The following is a 14,538-nucleotide window of genomic DNA, read 5'->3' on the forward strand; positions in this document are numbered from 1 at the left end:
CAACTTTCATCTTACTAAACAGCATTCATTAGTCGTCCATCCTCCATTTGGAGCAGGCGATCGGCGACATCAACGATGCGCGGGTCATGGGTCACCATCAGCACCGCGCAGGATTGTTCACGGGCCAGTCGGCGAAGCAGCTCCACCACCTCCCTGCCCGTGCGGCTGTCCAATGCAGCGGTGGGTTCATCAGCAAGGAGCAGCCGAGGGGTTGCGGCAAGGGCACGGGCAATGGCAACCCGTTGCTTCTGTCCTCCGGACAAGTCGTGAGGAACTTTGGCCATGTGGTCCTCCAGACCTACGGCGCGGAGCCACTGACGGGCTTCATCCCGACGAGCCCTGTAGCTGAGACCAGGCAGAAGATCGGCTCCCATCTGCACGTTCTGTTCTGCAGTGAGGCAGCGCAGGAGGTTGTGGCCCTGAAAAATCATCCCAATGCACCGGCGCACCTGCTGGCGGCGCCGACGGCCGGCCCCATGAAGCGCTTGACCAAGCACCGACACCTGGCCCTGCTGAACAGTCCGCAAGGCGCCGATCAAGGTGAGCAGCGTTGTCTTGCCACAGCCGGAGGGACCGGTCAGCAAAACCACTTCGCCTGGCTCAATACTGAAGCTGATGTTCTGAAGAACCTCGCGGCGCATCTCCCCTTGGCCGAAGGCATGGGAGAGGTTGTCGACAACAACAGTTGCCATCAGAAGATCTCCGCGGGGTCTGCATCGATGAGACGACGCATGGCAAGAAGCGACGACAACATGCACATCACCAGGATCATCACCAGCACGGTCAACGCTCGGGAAAAATCCATACCGACGGGCAGCTTGGTGGCGTCACGAACGAACGAGTACAGACCCTGACCAGCCAGGTAGGCGGGGACGTATCCCATCACCGCCAGGTAGAAGCCCTCACGGACCACCACCCCCAATAGATGACTGAGGCGATAGCCCATCGCCATCAAGGTGGCGTACTCCGGCAGGTGATCACTCACATCGGTGTAGAGCACTTGGTACACGATCACGCAGCCCACCACGAAGCCCATGGCTGCGCCGAGGGTGAAGATGAAACCGATGGAGGTGCTGCTCTTCCAGTAGTTCTGCTCGAAATCGATGAAGCCTTGCTTGGTCAGCACCAAAACATCTTTGGGCAGTCGCTGGCTTAATCGGGACACCACCTGCTGAGGATCCGCTCCTGGCTTCAACCGCACCAGACCCACTTCGATGGCCCCAGGCGGCTTCTGAGGCATCAGATCGAGGAACGTCTCGGTGCTCGTGAGCAGGTTGCCATCGGCACCAAAACTGGTGCCGAGGCTCACCAGACCCGCGACCCGGACGCGGTTGCCAGCGATCTCGGTTTCCACCACCCGGCCATCGCGGTACCAATCAGCAATGGGTCCAAATTCAGGGCGTGACAGCTGATCAAACAGGATCCGCCCTTTCTGCTTGAGAGCGTCGGTTTTCTCAGCCAGGGAGGGGTCAACAAAGAAGGGGTCGTCGGGATTGAAGCCCAATGCCAGGATCGACCGGTTGCGCCGCGTTTCAGGGTTGCGCCAGAGCATCAGCCCCCAGTGCACCTGAGTCACCCCATCGACATCGGGATCAGCCAGGGTCTGAACCAGCCGCCGCCTTGGAAAGGCTTCCATGCTCACGGAGCTGGCGGAGCGGGGACTGATCAGAACGACATCGGCATCGAACAGCCGGTGCGCCGTGACGCTGGCATCAAAGAGGCCATCACGGAATCCGAGCTGCATGAACATCAGAATTCCCGCAAAGCTGATGCCGGCAAGTGCCACCAGCAAGCGAAAGGGCTGGCGCGTCAGCAACAGCCAGGAGAGAGGAATCCGACGGCCCCGCCAGAACCGGTTCATGGATCGAAGCGGGCGATTACCTTCAAACCAGCCAGACGGCTGACCTTGGCGGCATCTTTAGGGTTGAGCACCACATCAACCACAACAACGCGGGCGTCGGCATCGCCGGTGGGATCGGTGGAGAGAACAGACCGTTGTTCCACCTGCGGGCTGATGCGCAAAACGCTACCGAGGAGTTCACCGCGGAAACCACCGTTCTCGCTGGTGAGGCGTACAGACTGGTCGGTGCGGATTCGGGAGATGTCCGATTCGTAAACCTCGATGCTGGCCTGCATCGCCTGGTTGGCACCCACATCCATCACCCCCTCCGCACCAGGGCGCTCGCCTGCACGGGCGTGCAGCTTGAGCACAACACCATCAAGGGGCGAGATCAGCTGGCTCAGCCTGAGGTCGGCTAGAAGCCCTTTGCGCTCTGCCAAGGCCTGATCCCGCCTTCCCTGAAGGCGCACCAACTCTTCACGCTTGTTGTCCACCAGAGTCAACTCGGCAGCACCCCAATCCGCGGCTTTGCTGAAGCGCTCCACCTCAATGGCCTGAAGACGAATCTCCTGGTGGAGGCTGCGCAATTCCGCGTCGACACGCTCTAGATCAGCGAGGAGGCCATCACGGTGATCGAACGACGCCAACACCTGGCCCCGCTTGATCAGGTCACCCTCATTCACCTTGAGGACTGCCACCCGGGGTGTCCCCGCCATCCCCGCATTGGGTGCCGCCAGATTGCGGATGTCCCCAGCCGGCTGCAGCTGCCCCAGGGCAGCAACCGCTTCCGGACTAACCGTGCGTGCAGGCAGCGGTTCAACCGGCTTGGGTTCGGGCGTCGGCCGAAGCAACCAGCCCCCGATGACAGCAATTAGCAAACTCCCAGCCAGAACAGACCAGCGCTTGGGGGTCATCAGAGTTCCGGTGGGTTGTCGAAAAGAAGTATGTCGATGTAGCGATCGGCCCAGGCGGAATCGAAGGCCTTCTCGAGCACGCGGCGGGTCTTGTCGTTGCGTTTTTGCTGAAGGCAATAGTTCAACTGACCCTGGTATCGGCGGACTGTAGTGAGAGCCTTTGACGATTCGGGAGTCGCTTCCATCACGCTGGTAGCCATCACCTGCAGGTAGTGGCTCACCAACTCCAAGAAAGCCGCTTCCTCGTCAGCACCATCGGGGCGGATGAAGCACACCTTTTTCGAAAAGATGACTGATCCCCATGCCGGCAGGTCCCGAACCTGACGGAACGCCGGCCAGGGCTTGGCCTCAAGCCGCTGAATCAACTGCTCCGGCAGGGCATCGGAGGTGGGGGAAAGATCGACAATCGCGGCGGAAACGCCAGCGGGGCCCGTCACGATGTCGGCACCGAAAATCGGCAGGTCGTAATGGGGATCGGGGAACCAGACGCTGTGGAGGATCTGAAGTCCGTTGCCGAGTCGCGCAACCTCTAAATGAAGCTTGCGAAGGCCGATGCAGCGAAAAAGCTCGTTGCCGATCGATAGGCCTTCACCATCGAGTTGGCCCTGGATGAAGCGCAAATCCTCATCGCAGGAAAGGATCTCCAATCCGGGCAATCCCGCCCAGGCACTACGGATCGACGCCGCCAAGGCATGCACAAGGGGGTGCTGTCCTGGCGGTGGCGCCAGCGGCTTGGGCTGCATCGAAGGGGCAGGCACAGAATGGAACTTTGCCACGCAGTTCTGAACCTTCCGTTCTCCGGTCCCCCACTGGACCATTGGACCCTCCCCAACGGAGTGCGCTGCGTGTCGGCCAACATGCCGGATGCACCCCTGACCTGTCTCGATCTCTGGTGCCGTGCCGGCAGTGCCAGTGAACAGCCAGGGGAAGAGGGCATGGCCCATTTCCTGGAGCACATGGTGTTCAAGGGAAGTGAACGGCTGGCCGCAGGGGCGTTCGACGAGGCCATCGAAGCTCTTGGGGGCAGCAGCAATGCCGCAACAGGCTTTGATGACGTCCACTTCCACGTGCTGACACCGCCGGAACGTGCCCGCGAGGCGTTGGATCTGCTGCTCGAACTGGTGTTACTGCCAAGCCTCGAACGAGACGGGTTCAACACGGAACGGGGGGTGGTGCTTGAGGAGATCGCTCAATACGCCGATCAACCCAATGAACAAGTGCTGCAACTGCTTTTGAGCAAGGGCTGTGACCAGCATCCCTACGGGCGACCCATCCTGGGTACACCCCGCAGCCTGGAGGGCATGACTTCCGAGGCCATGCGTGCGTTTCATCAGCGGCAGTACCGCGGTTCCAACTGCTGCCTGGCGATGGCCGGGCCTGCATCAGCGGAGCTGCGCAGTGCCCTGGGGGCCTCGGCTCTGTCGGGCCTCCTGGATGCCTCTGATCCGTCATCACCGTCATCCCCCCTGAGCGTGCGTCCTGGACGCGAGAGCGTTGTTGTGGACCGGCTCGAATCCGCTCGACTTCTGATGCTCTGGGGAGCACCCCAGGCCAAGGATCAGCCAGGCGTGATGGCAGCTGATCTCGCTACAACCCTGCTCGGGGAAGGACGACGCAGCCGTCTCGTGAACCGCTTGAGGGAGGAACTGCAGATCGTTGAAAGTGTGTCGATGGACCTCTCCGTTCTGGAGCAGGGAAGCCTGATCACCCTTGAGGTGATCTGTCCGGACGAGCATCTGGAAGCTGTGGAAGCCGAAGTGAACCGGCAGCTGCGCGCCATGGGAGATGAGCTCGTCAGCGATCAGGAGCTGAAACGGGGCCAGCAGCTGGTGAGCAACGGACTGCGCTATGCGTTGGAATCGACGGGTCAGGTGTCTGGAATCAGCGCCAGCCAGACCCTGTGGGACCGGCAGCAGGATCTGCTTCACCCCCTGGCCTTCCTGCTGCCATGGACGCCCGAGCGGCTTCGCTCAGACTTTTTTCCCAGGCTTCAACCCGAACAGGCGTTTGTGCTGACCGCCAAGGCCAAGACGAAGAACGGATGAGCAACCCCGAACTGCTGATCGAACCGGTCTCTAGCCCGGGGATTCTGGCCGCAAAACTGCTGCTTCCTTTCGGCAGCGCAGACGACCCTGCCGGAACACGGGGCGCCCATGACCTGCTGGCATCCCTGCTCAGCCGAGGCTGTGGACAACACAACCACGTGGAGCTGGCGGACCTTGTTGAGGGATGCGGAGCTGGTCTGCGCTGCGATGCCCAGGAGGACGCACTTGTGCTGAGCCTGCGCTGCACGGTGGAAGACGCAGGGCAGCTCCTGCCCCTGTTGGCACAGATGGTTCGTTCCCCCCAGCTTGAGCCCGGCCAGGTGGCCCTTGAGCGTTCACTCACGATTCAGGCCTTGCAACGGCAACGGGAGGACCCCTTCCATTGCGCCACGACCGGATGGAGACAGCTGGTCTATGGCAACGGGGGCTACGGCCACGACCCCATGGGCATCGCAGAGGAGCTGGTTGACCTGGATCGGGAGGCACTTCTTCCCCTGGCCGAACGGCTACCGCGGACGTCGAGCGTTCTCGCCCTGGCGGGCAGCGTCCCGGCAAAAATCATCGACACGATCGGCACGCTTGAGGACTTTTACGACTGGCCTCAGGGGAGCAGCAACGATCCCTCAGGCCGCCGGCCCTACGCCGAAGCGGTTGGGACCGAAACGATCCAGCTCGAACCAATGGACACCGAACAGGTGGTTCTGATGCTTGGGCAAGCGACGGTGGGGCATGGCCACCCGGATGAACTGGCGCTGCGTCTGCTGCAGTGCCATCTAGGGGTGGGCATGTCGAGTCTGCTGTTCCAGCGTCTTCGGGAAGACCATGGCGTGGCCTACGACGTGGCAGCTCACTTCCCTGCCCTGACGGGGCCTGCACCGTTTGTGCTGATGGCCTCCAGCGTGGAGGAGCGCTCAGAGCTAGCTCTAGACTTGCTCGTGAACATCTGGGATGAGCTGAGTGAGCAACCACTCAGTGAGGCCGCACTCGAGCTCGCACGGGCCAAGTACATCGGTCAGCTCGCCCAGGGCCTGCAGACCTGCTCCCAACGGGCGGAGCGACGCGTTCAGCTGAAGGCACAGGGGTTGCCCGACGATCATGACCAGCGCTGTGTTGAAGCTCTCGCGGGGCTGACACCGACGGATGTGCGCCGGGCAGCCAAAAGTTGGCTGAGCGAGCCACGACTCAGCCTGTGCGGAACCTCCAGTGCGCTAGAGCAGCTCGCCCGGCGCTGGCGGCGCCGAGCCGCTGCCTAGTCCGCCTCAGCGGCATCCACCGCATCCAGCCGGTCGAGAGGAATCAGAAACGTGCCCCGGCGAAAACGCACGGCAACCGTGTCCATCGGATGAAGCGCAACCACCTCGCCCACCTCACCGACCGCCACCAGATCAGGCGGTCTCAGCATCGGCATCGGATCCGCCGACTTGAGGTACGGAAGCTGCTGCGACAGGCGCAGGCGATCACCAATCGATACCGTCATCTGGACTGTGCAGGATCTGCATTGTCGAGCAGGATGGGCCGAGTTGTGCGAATGGTGTGAGGGCTCTCGCCTGCTGGTGCGGTGCCCTGGCGGGTCTGCTGGCAATCCTTATCGGTGGTCTTGTGCCGGCCGCGTTGTTCCTGCCTGCCCCCGATCCAATCATTCTCCCCCTGCCCGTCACATGGCAGGTGCCAGCTCTGCTTCTCTGCGCCATGGTCAGTGGACCGCGTGCCGCCGTGATGGCCGCTGTCGGCTATCTGTCCCTGGGATTGTTAAATCTGCCGGTGTTTCATGGCGGTGGAGGGTTGAGCTACGTGCTTGAACCGGGTTTCGGCTATCTGGCGGGCTTCGTTCCCGCGGCCTGGCTGACCGGTCGACTGGCGCAGCAGGAAGGGATGAATGACCTGCCCAGACAGTCGCTCTGCGCCCTTGCGGGACTGCTTGTTCTCCAGATCTGCGGGGTACTGAATCTCGCCCTCGGGGCTCTGCTGGGGCGATGGGCCCTTGGCTTCCCCGAGCTGCTGATGCAGTTTTCGATCGGTCCGCTACTGGGTCAAATGCTGCTCTGCATCGGTGCAGGATTCCTCTCGGTTGTACTGCGCCGGTTGTTAGTTATCGAGCCATGAAGAGAGCACTTCCGCGTCGCTCAACCCTGTTGATCGCCCTGGTCATCGTGGTGGTGGATCAGCTGAGCAAGGCGGCTGCCTCCAGCGCTTTGCAAGGGAGTCAATCCCTACCCCTGCTGCCGCACCTGCTCTCCCTGCAATTGGTGCACAACACAGGCGCAGCCTTCAGTGTTTTAGAGAACTCCACTGCTCTGCTTGGGCTGCTCAGCTTTGGGGTTGGCATTGGGCTGATCCTGTGGATCTGGCGTGAACAGGTGCTGCCGTTCTGGCAGGCCCTTGCCGCTGCGGCGCTTCTGGGCGGGACCCTGGGCAATGGTCTTGATCGTTGGCGTCTCGGCCACGTGGTGGATTTTCTGGCGCTCCAACCGATCGATTTCCCGATCTTCAATGGGGCGGATGTCGCCATCAATCTCTCGGTGCTCTGCTTTGCCATCGACCTCATGACACGCCGGGGTGACAGCAGCCGTGGCTGACCCAAACTTGCCCTGAGGCTGGTGTGACGCAGGCATGAAACGTCAAACCCGGTTGCTGATCGGTCTCGCCGTTGCCTTTGCGGCTCTCGTGCTGATCGGCATCGCCGTTCAGACCATCCGCAGCCTGCTGTGGGATCTGAGTTACTTCCTACCTCCCTGGTTACTGACGCCGGTGCTGCTGCTGGGGTTCGTGCTGCTAGTCACCGTGGCGGTGCAGGTGGGTTGGCCGATGTGGAGACGCCTGAAAACACGCCCGGCCCAACGCCAAAGTCAACCCACCGCCGCTCCACAGAACCGCCGGGATGCAGCTAACACCAGCCTCGGCCACGTCGATCGTCTGATCGAACGGATCCAGGACGACATCAGCCGCCGCAGCCTTCAGAACGAACGCGATCGGGTCGCTGAGGAGCTGAAACGAGGCGATCTGGTGGTTGTGATCTTCGGCACCGGATCCAGCGGCAAGACATCGCTGATCCGTTCCCTGCTCAATGAAATGGTCGGAGATGTGGGAGCGCCCATGGGCGTGACCAAAACCAGCCGTACCTACCGCCTGCGTTTGAAAGGTTTGCAGCGTGGTCTTCAGCTAGTGGATACCCCAGGAATCCTGGAAGCTGGGGAAGACGGCCTCAGCCGAGAGGAAACAGCCCGTCGTCGGGCGGTTCGCGCCGACCTTTTGATTGTGGTGGTGGACGGAGACCTCAGGGCCTCGGAATACGAGGTCGTGAGCTCCCTCGCCGGTCTCGGCAAGCGCCTGCTCTTGGTGCTGAACAAGCGAGATTTACGCGGTATTGACGAGGAAAAGAGACTCCTGCAAGTGCTTCGTTCCCGTTGCCAGGGATTGCTCAACGCTGCTGATGTAGTGGCCTGCAGTGCATCTCCTCAATCGATTCCTCAACCCGGACGTCGCCCGCTGCAGCCGCTACCTGACGTCAGCGATCTGCTGCAGCGCCTCGCCGTTGTGCTGCATGCCGAGGGGGAGGAATTGATTGCCGACAACATCCTTCTGCAATGCCGATCCCTCGACAACCGTGGGCGCGACCTGTTGAACGACCAGCGGTCACGGGAAGCCAAACGCTGCATCGACCGCTACAGCTGGATGGGAGCGGGGATCGTCGCTGCAAACCCGCTGCCTGGGGTGGATCTATTGAGTACAGCAGCGGTGAATGCCCAGATGATCCTGGAAATGGCCAAGATTTACGGGGTCGAGATGTCCCGTGATCGCGCCAAGGATCTGGCCCTGTCCCTCGGACAGACTCTGGGCAAGCTGGGCATCGTCAAAGGTGCCATGAGCTTGCTGGGCACCAGCCTTAGTCTGAGCTTGCCCACCTTGGTTCTGGGTCAGGTGCTCCAGGGGGTTGTAACCGCATGGCTCACCCGAATCGCCGGAAGCAGTTTCATGCGCTATTTCGAGCAGGATCAAGACTGGGGTGACGGCGGCATGCAAACCGTTGTTCAACAGGCCTTTGAGCTCAACCGACGGGAACTCTCACTGCAGCGCTTTCTGGCCAGTGCGATGCGACAAGTTGTTGCACCGCTTCAGACGGCGGCGGCGGGACGGCTTCCCCCCCGGCCAGGGCTTCAGCAGGAGGGGGAAGCATCGGACCCCGGGCATCCAGAACCGTGATCAGGAGCAGATAGAGCACACCAATCGCCACGGAGATCGCCCCGGTGACGATGGCAACCCAGCGTGAACCCTGCTGCTGTTCCGACATGGGAGCCTTTCAAACGATGGCGATTTTGAACGATCAGGCTGGAGCCAGGGATCCATTAATTCGTCCCGACAAGTCGCTGAGGTGCTGAGCCGTGGTGTGGGGGTTTCCAAAAACCGCCTTGAGACAGAAACGATCGCCGTAGAAAGGTCGCGACAGCATGTAGCCGTGTGACAGCAGCATTTGCCGGGTGTCTTGACTCCAACGGCCGGCTTCATCAACGTCCCCCTGCTTGGCATGAAATGCGAGCAGGTGAAGATCACCACTCAACAACGTGAACTTCTTTGGATCCAACTGGGCTGCAAAGGCGGTTCGCCGTTGCAAAGCTCCGCTGAGCGTCGCTTCGATACCCGCCTCGCCCAACTGACGCATGCCCAGCCAAAGCTTGAGGATCTCCGCAGGTCGGGTGCCCTGCAAGCCGATCTCCCCGCCGTGATCCATCCCCTTGGGCGCCTCCATGTAGGGCAAACCCGTAGCAAAGGCCTGACGGAGATGGGTTCGGTCCCGCAGCAACAGCAGGGATGACGCCTTGGTGATGCCCAGCAATTTCTGGGGGTTCAGCGTGATCGAATCCGCCAGGTTCATGCCGTCCATAAGAGATGCATGGCTGGAACTCAGCGCGAACACACCGCCGATGGCGGCATCAACATGCAACCAGACCTCAGCATCACGGCAGAGGGTTGCCACATCCAACAGAGGATCAATGGCTCCGCGCACTGTGGTGCCGGCCGTGGCCACCACCGCCAAGCAAGGACGTCCCTCAAATTGCAGGGATCTCAAACGCTCGGCCAAAGCCTCGAGACAAAGGCCACCATCCGCAGCCACGGGAAGCGTCTCAAGCGCATCATCCGCCAGCCCCATCACCCTTGCGGCCTTGTTGATCGAGACGTGGGCATCTTGGCTGCACAGCAGCACAGGATCCCGATGACTAGCCCCCAACGCCGCCCGTGCCGCCACCAGCGCCATGAGATTGCTAAGGGTTCCGCCGCTGGCCAGAACGCCTCCAGACCCCGTGGGCAAGCCAATCCGGTGGCAGAACCAGCGGCAGAGGTCATGTTCAAGGCCTGTCAGACCAGGCGAAAGCTCCTCGGCCAGAAGGTTGTTGTTGAGACCTGCACAGACCAATTCCGCCGCAATGGATGCGGTTAGCGGGGGCGGATCGAGATGGGCCAGAGCACCGGGATGGGACGGCTGATACGCCCCATCCATCACCTGCTGAAGGTCACTGAGCAGCGATTCAACGCTGGCCCCCTCAACCCCTGGGGCCACGTCAGGCAATGGGCGCATGACGGGGACCGGGCCTGATCGATCAGCGGAGCCGATCCAACTGCAAAGCAAATTTGAACTGCGATGCAGGAAGTCCCTCAGCACCGGATCTGTGGCCGACGGGATGGCGAACGGAGCAAGCCGATCCGGTGGATGCTGAGACTCGGAACAGGCTTGCAACGGAGACCCGTGAACTGCAGTGATCTTCGCGTCTCGTGGGAAGGTGCTCAAAGGACAACGTGGGACAGCGGTGGATCAGCGGGATGAGTTCACTCGCTGGATGGACGTTCTGCTCCAGCGCGCCGAGGCGGCTGGAGTGGAGGGAGAAGTGCCGGTGGCCGCAGTGATCCTCGATGGACAGGGAAGAGCCATCGGCCATGGACGCAACCGGCGCCAGAACCACAGGGATCCCCTAGGGCATGCCGAACTGGTGGCCTTGCAACAGGCAGCGATCGTTCAGGACGACTGGAGATTCAACAACTGCACCCTGATCGTCACCCTCGAGCCCTGCCCCATGTGTGCAGGGGCCTTGGTGCAAGCCCGGATGGGAACTGTGGTTTTTGCGGCAACAGACCCGAAACGAGGAGGCCTGGGCGGATGCCTTGACCTCTCCACCCATGACAGTGCTCATCACCACATGAGGGTGATTAAGGGCGTGCGCGAACCTGAGGCGAGGGGGCAGCTGGAACGCTGGTTCAGGCAGCGGCGGCGACAGAACCGCTGAAACGAGGCAGCTCTGTCTCAAACAGGTTGAGCAGACGGTTCACGTTTTCAGAGTTGGAGTTGTAGCCCATCAGACCGATGCGCCAAATTTTTCCGGCCAGGCTGCCGAGTCCACCACCAACCTCGATGCCGTGATTGTTGAGCAGGTGTTGGCTGAAGGCCTTGCCATCCACACCCTCAGGAATGCGAACCGTGGTGAGGGTGGGCAATCGGCGGTCGGCTGGGACATGCATTGAAAGACCGAGGCTTTCAAGACCACTCCAGAGCATCTCCGCATTGCTGCGATGGCGCGCCCACGCCTGATCGAGACCTTCTTCTGCCAAGAGACGCAGAGCCTCGCGCATGCCGAAGTTCATGTTGACCGGCGCAGTGTGGTGATAGACGCGGTCGCTTCCCCAGTATTGATTCAGCAGAGAAACATCCAGGTACCAGTTGGGGACCTTTCCCTGACGGGCGGTCATCTTGGCCTCAGCACGGGGACCCATAGTGAAGGGGCCGAGTCCGGGAGGGCAGCTCAGGCCTTTCTGGCTGCAGCTGTAGGCAAGATCAACTTTCCACTCATCGATGTAAAGCGGTACACCCCCCAGGGAGGTGACTGTGTCGAGCAACAGCAGGCAATCATGCTTCCGGCAGAGGTCGCCAATGCCCTCCATGGGTTGGCAGACACCCGTTGAGGTTTCGGCATGAACCATCGCAAGGATGGCGGGCTTGTGCTCAATGAGGGCAGCTTCTAGCTCATCGAGGGAAAACCACTCACCCCAAGGCTTCTCAATGGTTTTCACCTCAGCGCGATAGCGGCCGGCCATGTCAGCCAGTCGCAGGCCGAAGTATCCCTTGACCGCCACGAGAACGGTGTCTCCAGGTTCGACAGTGTTGGCCAGGGTTGCCTCCATGGCAGCACTGCCAGTGCCGCTCATCGGAAGTGTGAGGCGGTTGTCGGTCTGCCAGGCGTAACGCAGCAACTCCTGGACCTCACCCATCAGCTCCACGTAGAGAGGATCAAGGTGACCAATCGGCGTTCTCGATAGAGCCTTCAGAACCGTTGGATGAGCATTTGAGGGGCCGGGTCCAAGCAGGAGGCGGTCGGGTGTGCCGATCGGTGCAAAGGCTTTGCGGTGACGATCGTCAACAGGAAGGAGTGAGTTCGTCGTCGCCAAAGCCCTGATCATTGGTTCGTAATGGTGAGCCTACGCAGTCACGCCCCTTGGAAGGGATGAGGAAAGCGCAATTGCAATCTGATCGAATCTTGCCTTGAACGTGTGGGCTCAGCGCTGGCGCACGTTGGTTTCACCAAGGCCCTTTGCTAGGTGATCAAACGGCTGAAGAACGGTGGCGAGCTGATCAGATGCAGCGCCGTTGGCCAGAAGCATCTCGGAAACAACTTCCCCCAGTAAAACGATGCTACGGACTGTTGGACCGGTGGGTACGCCCAGACTCTTGTAGGTGTCGTCGAGTCCGTTCAGAACACGCTCATTGAGGATCGTGGAGTCACCAGCCACCAGGGCGTAGCTGACGTAACGCAGGAAATAATCCATGTCTCGCAGGCAGGCGGCGAGCCGGCGCGTGGTGTAGGCGTTGCCGCCAGGCAACAGCAGGTCGGGCTCATCTCGGAACAAGCGCTGACTAGCTTCACGGACAATCTCAGCAGCAGACCCGTTGATCAGCTCAACGGCCTGAATCCGCAGCGTGGATTCATCTAGGTACGCATTGATGCTGTCGATCGCCGAACGATCGAAATAACGACCTAACTGGTCGTAGCGACCGATCAGACCGCTGATTGCATCGCGCATGTCCCTGAATCTCCAGAGGATCCCCAGCGGAAGCTAACACTGTCGAAGCGGTCAGATCCTTTGGTAGGCCTGGATTTCAGCCAAGTTGACAGAAACGGTTACGCAGTCGCCCCCTAGCGGTTGAAACGTACCTCTTGATACAAAATGGTGACTTGTGGCTCTTTACGGTCACATCACTGCACAATTCAGTCGAGCAGTCCTTTCTTATGTCGAAATCCCCCCAGGACGTCCTGCGCCAGATCAAGGACGAAGGCATCGAACTGATCGACCTCAAATTCACCGATCTGCACGGCAAATGGCAGCACCTCACGGTCTGCACCGATCTGCTGGAGGAAGAGTCCTTCACTGAGGGCCTCGCTTTTGACGGCTCATCCATTCGCGGATGGAAAGGCATCCAGGCCTCCGACATGGCCATGGTGCCGGACCCCAATTCCGCCTGGGTGGACCCCTTCTACCGGCACAAGACCCTGAGCATGATCTGCTCGATTCAGGAGCCACGCACCGGCCAGCCCTATGAGCGCTGCCCCCGTGCCCTGGCCCAGCGAGCTCTGAACCACCTAGCCAGCACCGGGCTGGCCGACATGGCTTTCTTCGGTCCTGAGCCGGAGTTCTTCCTCTTCGACGACGTTCGCTACAACTCGGCCGAAGGTGGCTCCTTCTACAGCGTTGACACCATTGAGGCTGGCTGGAACACCGGACGCATCGAGGAAGGCGGCAACCTCGCCTACAAGATCCAGGAGAAAGAGGGCTACTTCCCTGTCGCTCCAAACGACACCGCGCAGGACATCCGCTCCGAGATGCTCCTGCTGATGAGTCAGCTGGGCATCCCTACCGAGAAGCACCACCACGAGGTTGCCGGCGCGGGCCAGCACGAACTCGGCATGAAATTCGCTGAGCTGATCGAGGCTGCCGACAACGTCATGACCTACAAATACGTTGTTCGCAACGTGGCCAAGAAGTACGGCAAAACGGCCACCTTCATGCCCAAGCCGGTCTTCAACGACAACGGCTCCGGCATGCACGTGCACCAGAGCCTTTGGAAGGGCGGTCAGCCCCTGTTCTTCGGTGAAGGCACCTACGCGAATCTCTCACAGACGGCCCGCTGGTACATCGGAGGCATCCTCAAGCATGCTCCCGCCTTCCTGGCCTTCACCAACCCAACCACCAATAGCTACAAGCGTCTGGTGCCCGGTTTCGAAGCCCCTGTCAACCTCGTCTACTCCGAAGGCAACCGCTCTGCAGCCGTGCGGATCCCGCTCACCGGCCCGAGCCCGAAAGCCAAGCGCCTCGAATTCCGCTCTGGTGATGCCCTTGCCAACCCCTATCTCGCCTTCAGCGCCATGCTGATGGCTGGCCTGGACGGCATCAAGAACCAGATTGATCCCGGAGATGGCGAAGACCGCGACTTGTTCGAACTGGCAGCTGAAGAGCTGTCCAAGATCGCCACGGTTCCTGCGTCCCTCAACGGTGCGCTGGAAGCGTTGAATGCCGATCGCGCCTTCCTCACCGCTGGCGGCGTGTTCAGTGACGACTTCATCGACAACTGGATCGACCTGAAGTACGAGGAGGTTCAGCAGCTGCGCCAGCGGCCGCACCCCCACGAATTCTCCATGTACTACGACGCCTGATCAGCGCCCATAGATTCCACGACCCGCCTCCAGAGAGGCGGGTTTTT

General features: G+C 60.9%; 15 protein-coding genes. 7 read left to right on the top strand and 8 right to left on the bottom strand.

What is annotated here, in order from left to right; all coding sequences use genetic code 11:
• Window positions 1-14 precede the first annotated feature (14 nt).
• The 4 genes from FZZ85_RS03390 to FZZ85_RS03405 are packed head-to-tail and all read right to left on the bottom strand — an operon-like array spanning window position 15 to window position 3,497.
• Entirely contained in the window at window positions 15-692 is a 678-nt protein-coding gene (locus tag FZZ85_RS03390; protein WP_226412231.1) for a DevA family ABC transporter ATP-binding protein, read from the bottom strand.
• A complete protein-coding gene (devC, locus tag FZZ85_RS03395; protein WP_226412233.1) occupies window positions 692-1,861 on the bottom strand; it encodes an ABC transporter permease DevC in 1,170 nt (389 codons plus the stop codon). The genes FZZ85_RS03390 and devC overlap by 1 nt, the downstream gene beginning before the upstream one ends.
• On the bottom strand, window positions 1,858-2,754 hold the full coding sequence (locus FZZ85_RS03400) for an HlyD family efflux transporter periplasmic adaptor subunit (RefSeq protein WP_226412235.1): 897 nt from the start codon (window positions 2,752-2,754) through the stop codon (window positions 1,858-1,860). The genes devC and FZZ85_RS03400 overlap by 4 nt, the downstream gene beginning before the upstream one ends.
• Window positions 2,754-3,497, bottom strand: coding sequence for a phycocyanobilin:ferredoxin oxidoreductase (locus FZZ85_RS03405; protein ID WP_226412237.1), 744 nt, complete (start codon window positions 3,495-3,497; stop codon window positions 2,754-2,756). The genes FZZ85_RS03400 and FZZ85_RS03405 overlap by 1 nt, the downstream gene beginning before the upstream one ends.
• An 18-nt stretch (window positions 3,498-3,515) precedes the next feature.
• Here FZZ85_RS03405 and FZZ85_RS03410 point away from each other — a divergent pair, with 18 nt between their 5' ends.
• Window positions 3,516-4,799, top strand: a complete 1,284-nt coding sequence (locus tag FZZ85_RS03410; RefSeq protein ID WP_226412239.1) for a pitrilysin family protein — start codon at window positions 3,516-3,518, stop codon at window positions 4,797-4,799.
• The gene (locus tag FZZ85_RS03415; protein WP_226412241.1) at window positions 4,796-6,052 is read left to right on the top strand and encodes a pitrilysin family protein; all 1,257 of its coding nucleotides are present in this window, start codon (window positions 4,796-4,798) and stop codon (window positions 6,050-6,052) included. Before FZZ85_RS03410 ends, FZZ85_RS03415 begins: the two co-directional genes overlap by 4 nt.
• Here FZZ85_RS03415 and FZZ85_RS03420 read toward each other — a convergent pair.
• The gene (locus FZZ85_RS03420) at window positions 6,049-6,276 is read right to left on the bottom strand and encodes an NAD(P)H dehydrogenase assembly family protein (protein WP_226412243.1); all 228 of its coding nucleotides are present in this window, start codon (window positions 6,274-6,276) and stop codon (window positions 6,049-6,051) included. The two genes, FZZ85_RS03415 and FZZ85_RS03420, sit on opposite strands and share 4 nt — an antisense overlap.
• A gap of 56 nt (window positions 6,277-6,332) precedes the next feature.
• Here FZZ85_RS03420 and FZZ85_RS03425 point away from each other — a divergent pair, with 56 nt between their 5' ends.
• From FZZ85_RS03425 to FZZ85_RS03435, 3 genes are read left to right on the top strand one after another with little or no spacing between them, the layout of a single operon-like run.
• Window positions 6,333-6,902 (top strand): biotin transporter BioY, encoded by a 570-nt coding sequence (locus tag FZZ85_RS03425; protein WP_226412248.1) that lies wholly within the window; start codon window positions 6,333-6,335, stop codon window positions 6,900-6,902.
• The gene (gene lspA / locus FZZ85_RS03430) at window positions 6,899-7,375 is read left to right on the top strand and encodes a signal peptidase II (protein ID WP_226412250.1); all 477 of its coding nucleotides are present in this window, start codon (window positions 6,899-6,901) and stop codon (window positions 7,373-7,375) included. Before FZZ85_RS03425 ends, lspA begins: the two co-directional genes overlap by 4 nt.
• A 34-nt stretch (window positions 7,376-7,409) precedes the next feature.
• Window positions 7,410-8,999: a YcjF family protein gene (locus tag FZZ85_RS03435; RefSeq protein WP_226412252.1), complete on the top strand. Its 1,590-nt coding sequence runs from the start codon at window positions 7,410-7,412 to the stop codon at window positions 8,997-8,999.
• A 121-nt stretch (window positions 9,000-9,120) separates the two neighbouring features.
• On the opposite strand, the gene FZZ85_RS03440 is transcribed toward FZZ85_RS03435, so the two are convergent.
• A complete protein-coding gene (locus FZZ85_RS03440; protein WP_226412254.1) occupies window positions 9,121-10,530 on the bottom strand; it encodes a pyridoxal-dependent decarboxylase in 1,410 nt (469 codons plus the stop codon).
• A 100-nt stretch (window positions 10,531-10,630) separates the two neighbouring features.
• Between FZZ85_RS03440 and FZZ85_RS03445 the strand changes: the two genes are divergently transcribed.
• On the top strand, window positions 10,631-11,074 hold the full coding sequence (locus FZZ85_RS03445) for a nucleoside deaminase (RefSeq protein ID WP_226412487.1): 444 nt from the start codon (window positions 10,631-10,633) through the stop codon (window positions 11,072-11,074).
• Here the strand turns inward: FZZ85_RS03445 and FZZ85_RS03450 are convergent.
• Window positions 11,046-12,242: an alanine--glyoxylate aminotransferase family protein gene (locus FZZ85_RS03450; RefSeq protein WP_226412256.1), complete on the bottom strand. Its 1,197-nt coding sequence runs from the start codon at window positions 12,240-12,242 to the stop codon at window positions 11,046-11,048. The two genes, FZZ85_RS03445 and FZZ85_RS03450, sit on opposite strands and share 29 nt — an antisense overlap.
• Window positions 12,243-12,338: 96 nt before the next feature.
• Window positions 12,339-12,863: an allophycocyanin subunit beta gene (locus FZZ85_RS03455; protein WP_226412257.1), complete on the bottom strand. Its 525-nt coding sequence runs from the start codon at window positions 12,861-12,863 to the stop codon at window positions 12,339-12,341.
• Window positions 12,864-13,069: 206 nt separating this feature from the next.
• On the opposite strand from FZZ85_RS03455, the gene glnA reads away from it, so the two are divergent.
• The gene (glnA, locus tag FZZ85_RS03460; protein ID WP_226412259.1) at window positions 13,070-14,491 is read left to right on the top strand and encodes a type I glutamate--ammonia ligase; all 1,422 of its coding nucleotides are present in this window, start codon (window positions 13,070-13,072) and stop codon (window positions 14,489-14,491) included.
• Window positions 14,492-14,538 lie beyond the last annotated feature (47 nt).

The organism is Synechococcus sp. MU1642 (genome assembly GCF_020514115.1).
GTDB lineage: Bacteria > Cyanobacteriota > Cyanobacteriia > PCC-6307 > Cyanobiaceae > Parasynechococcus.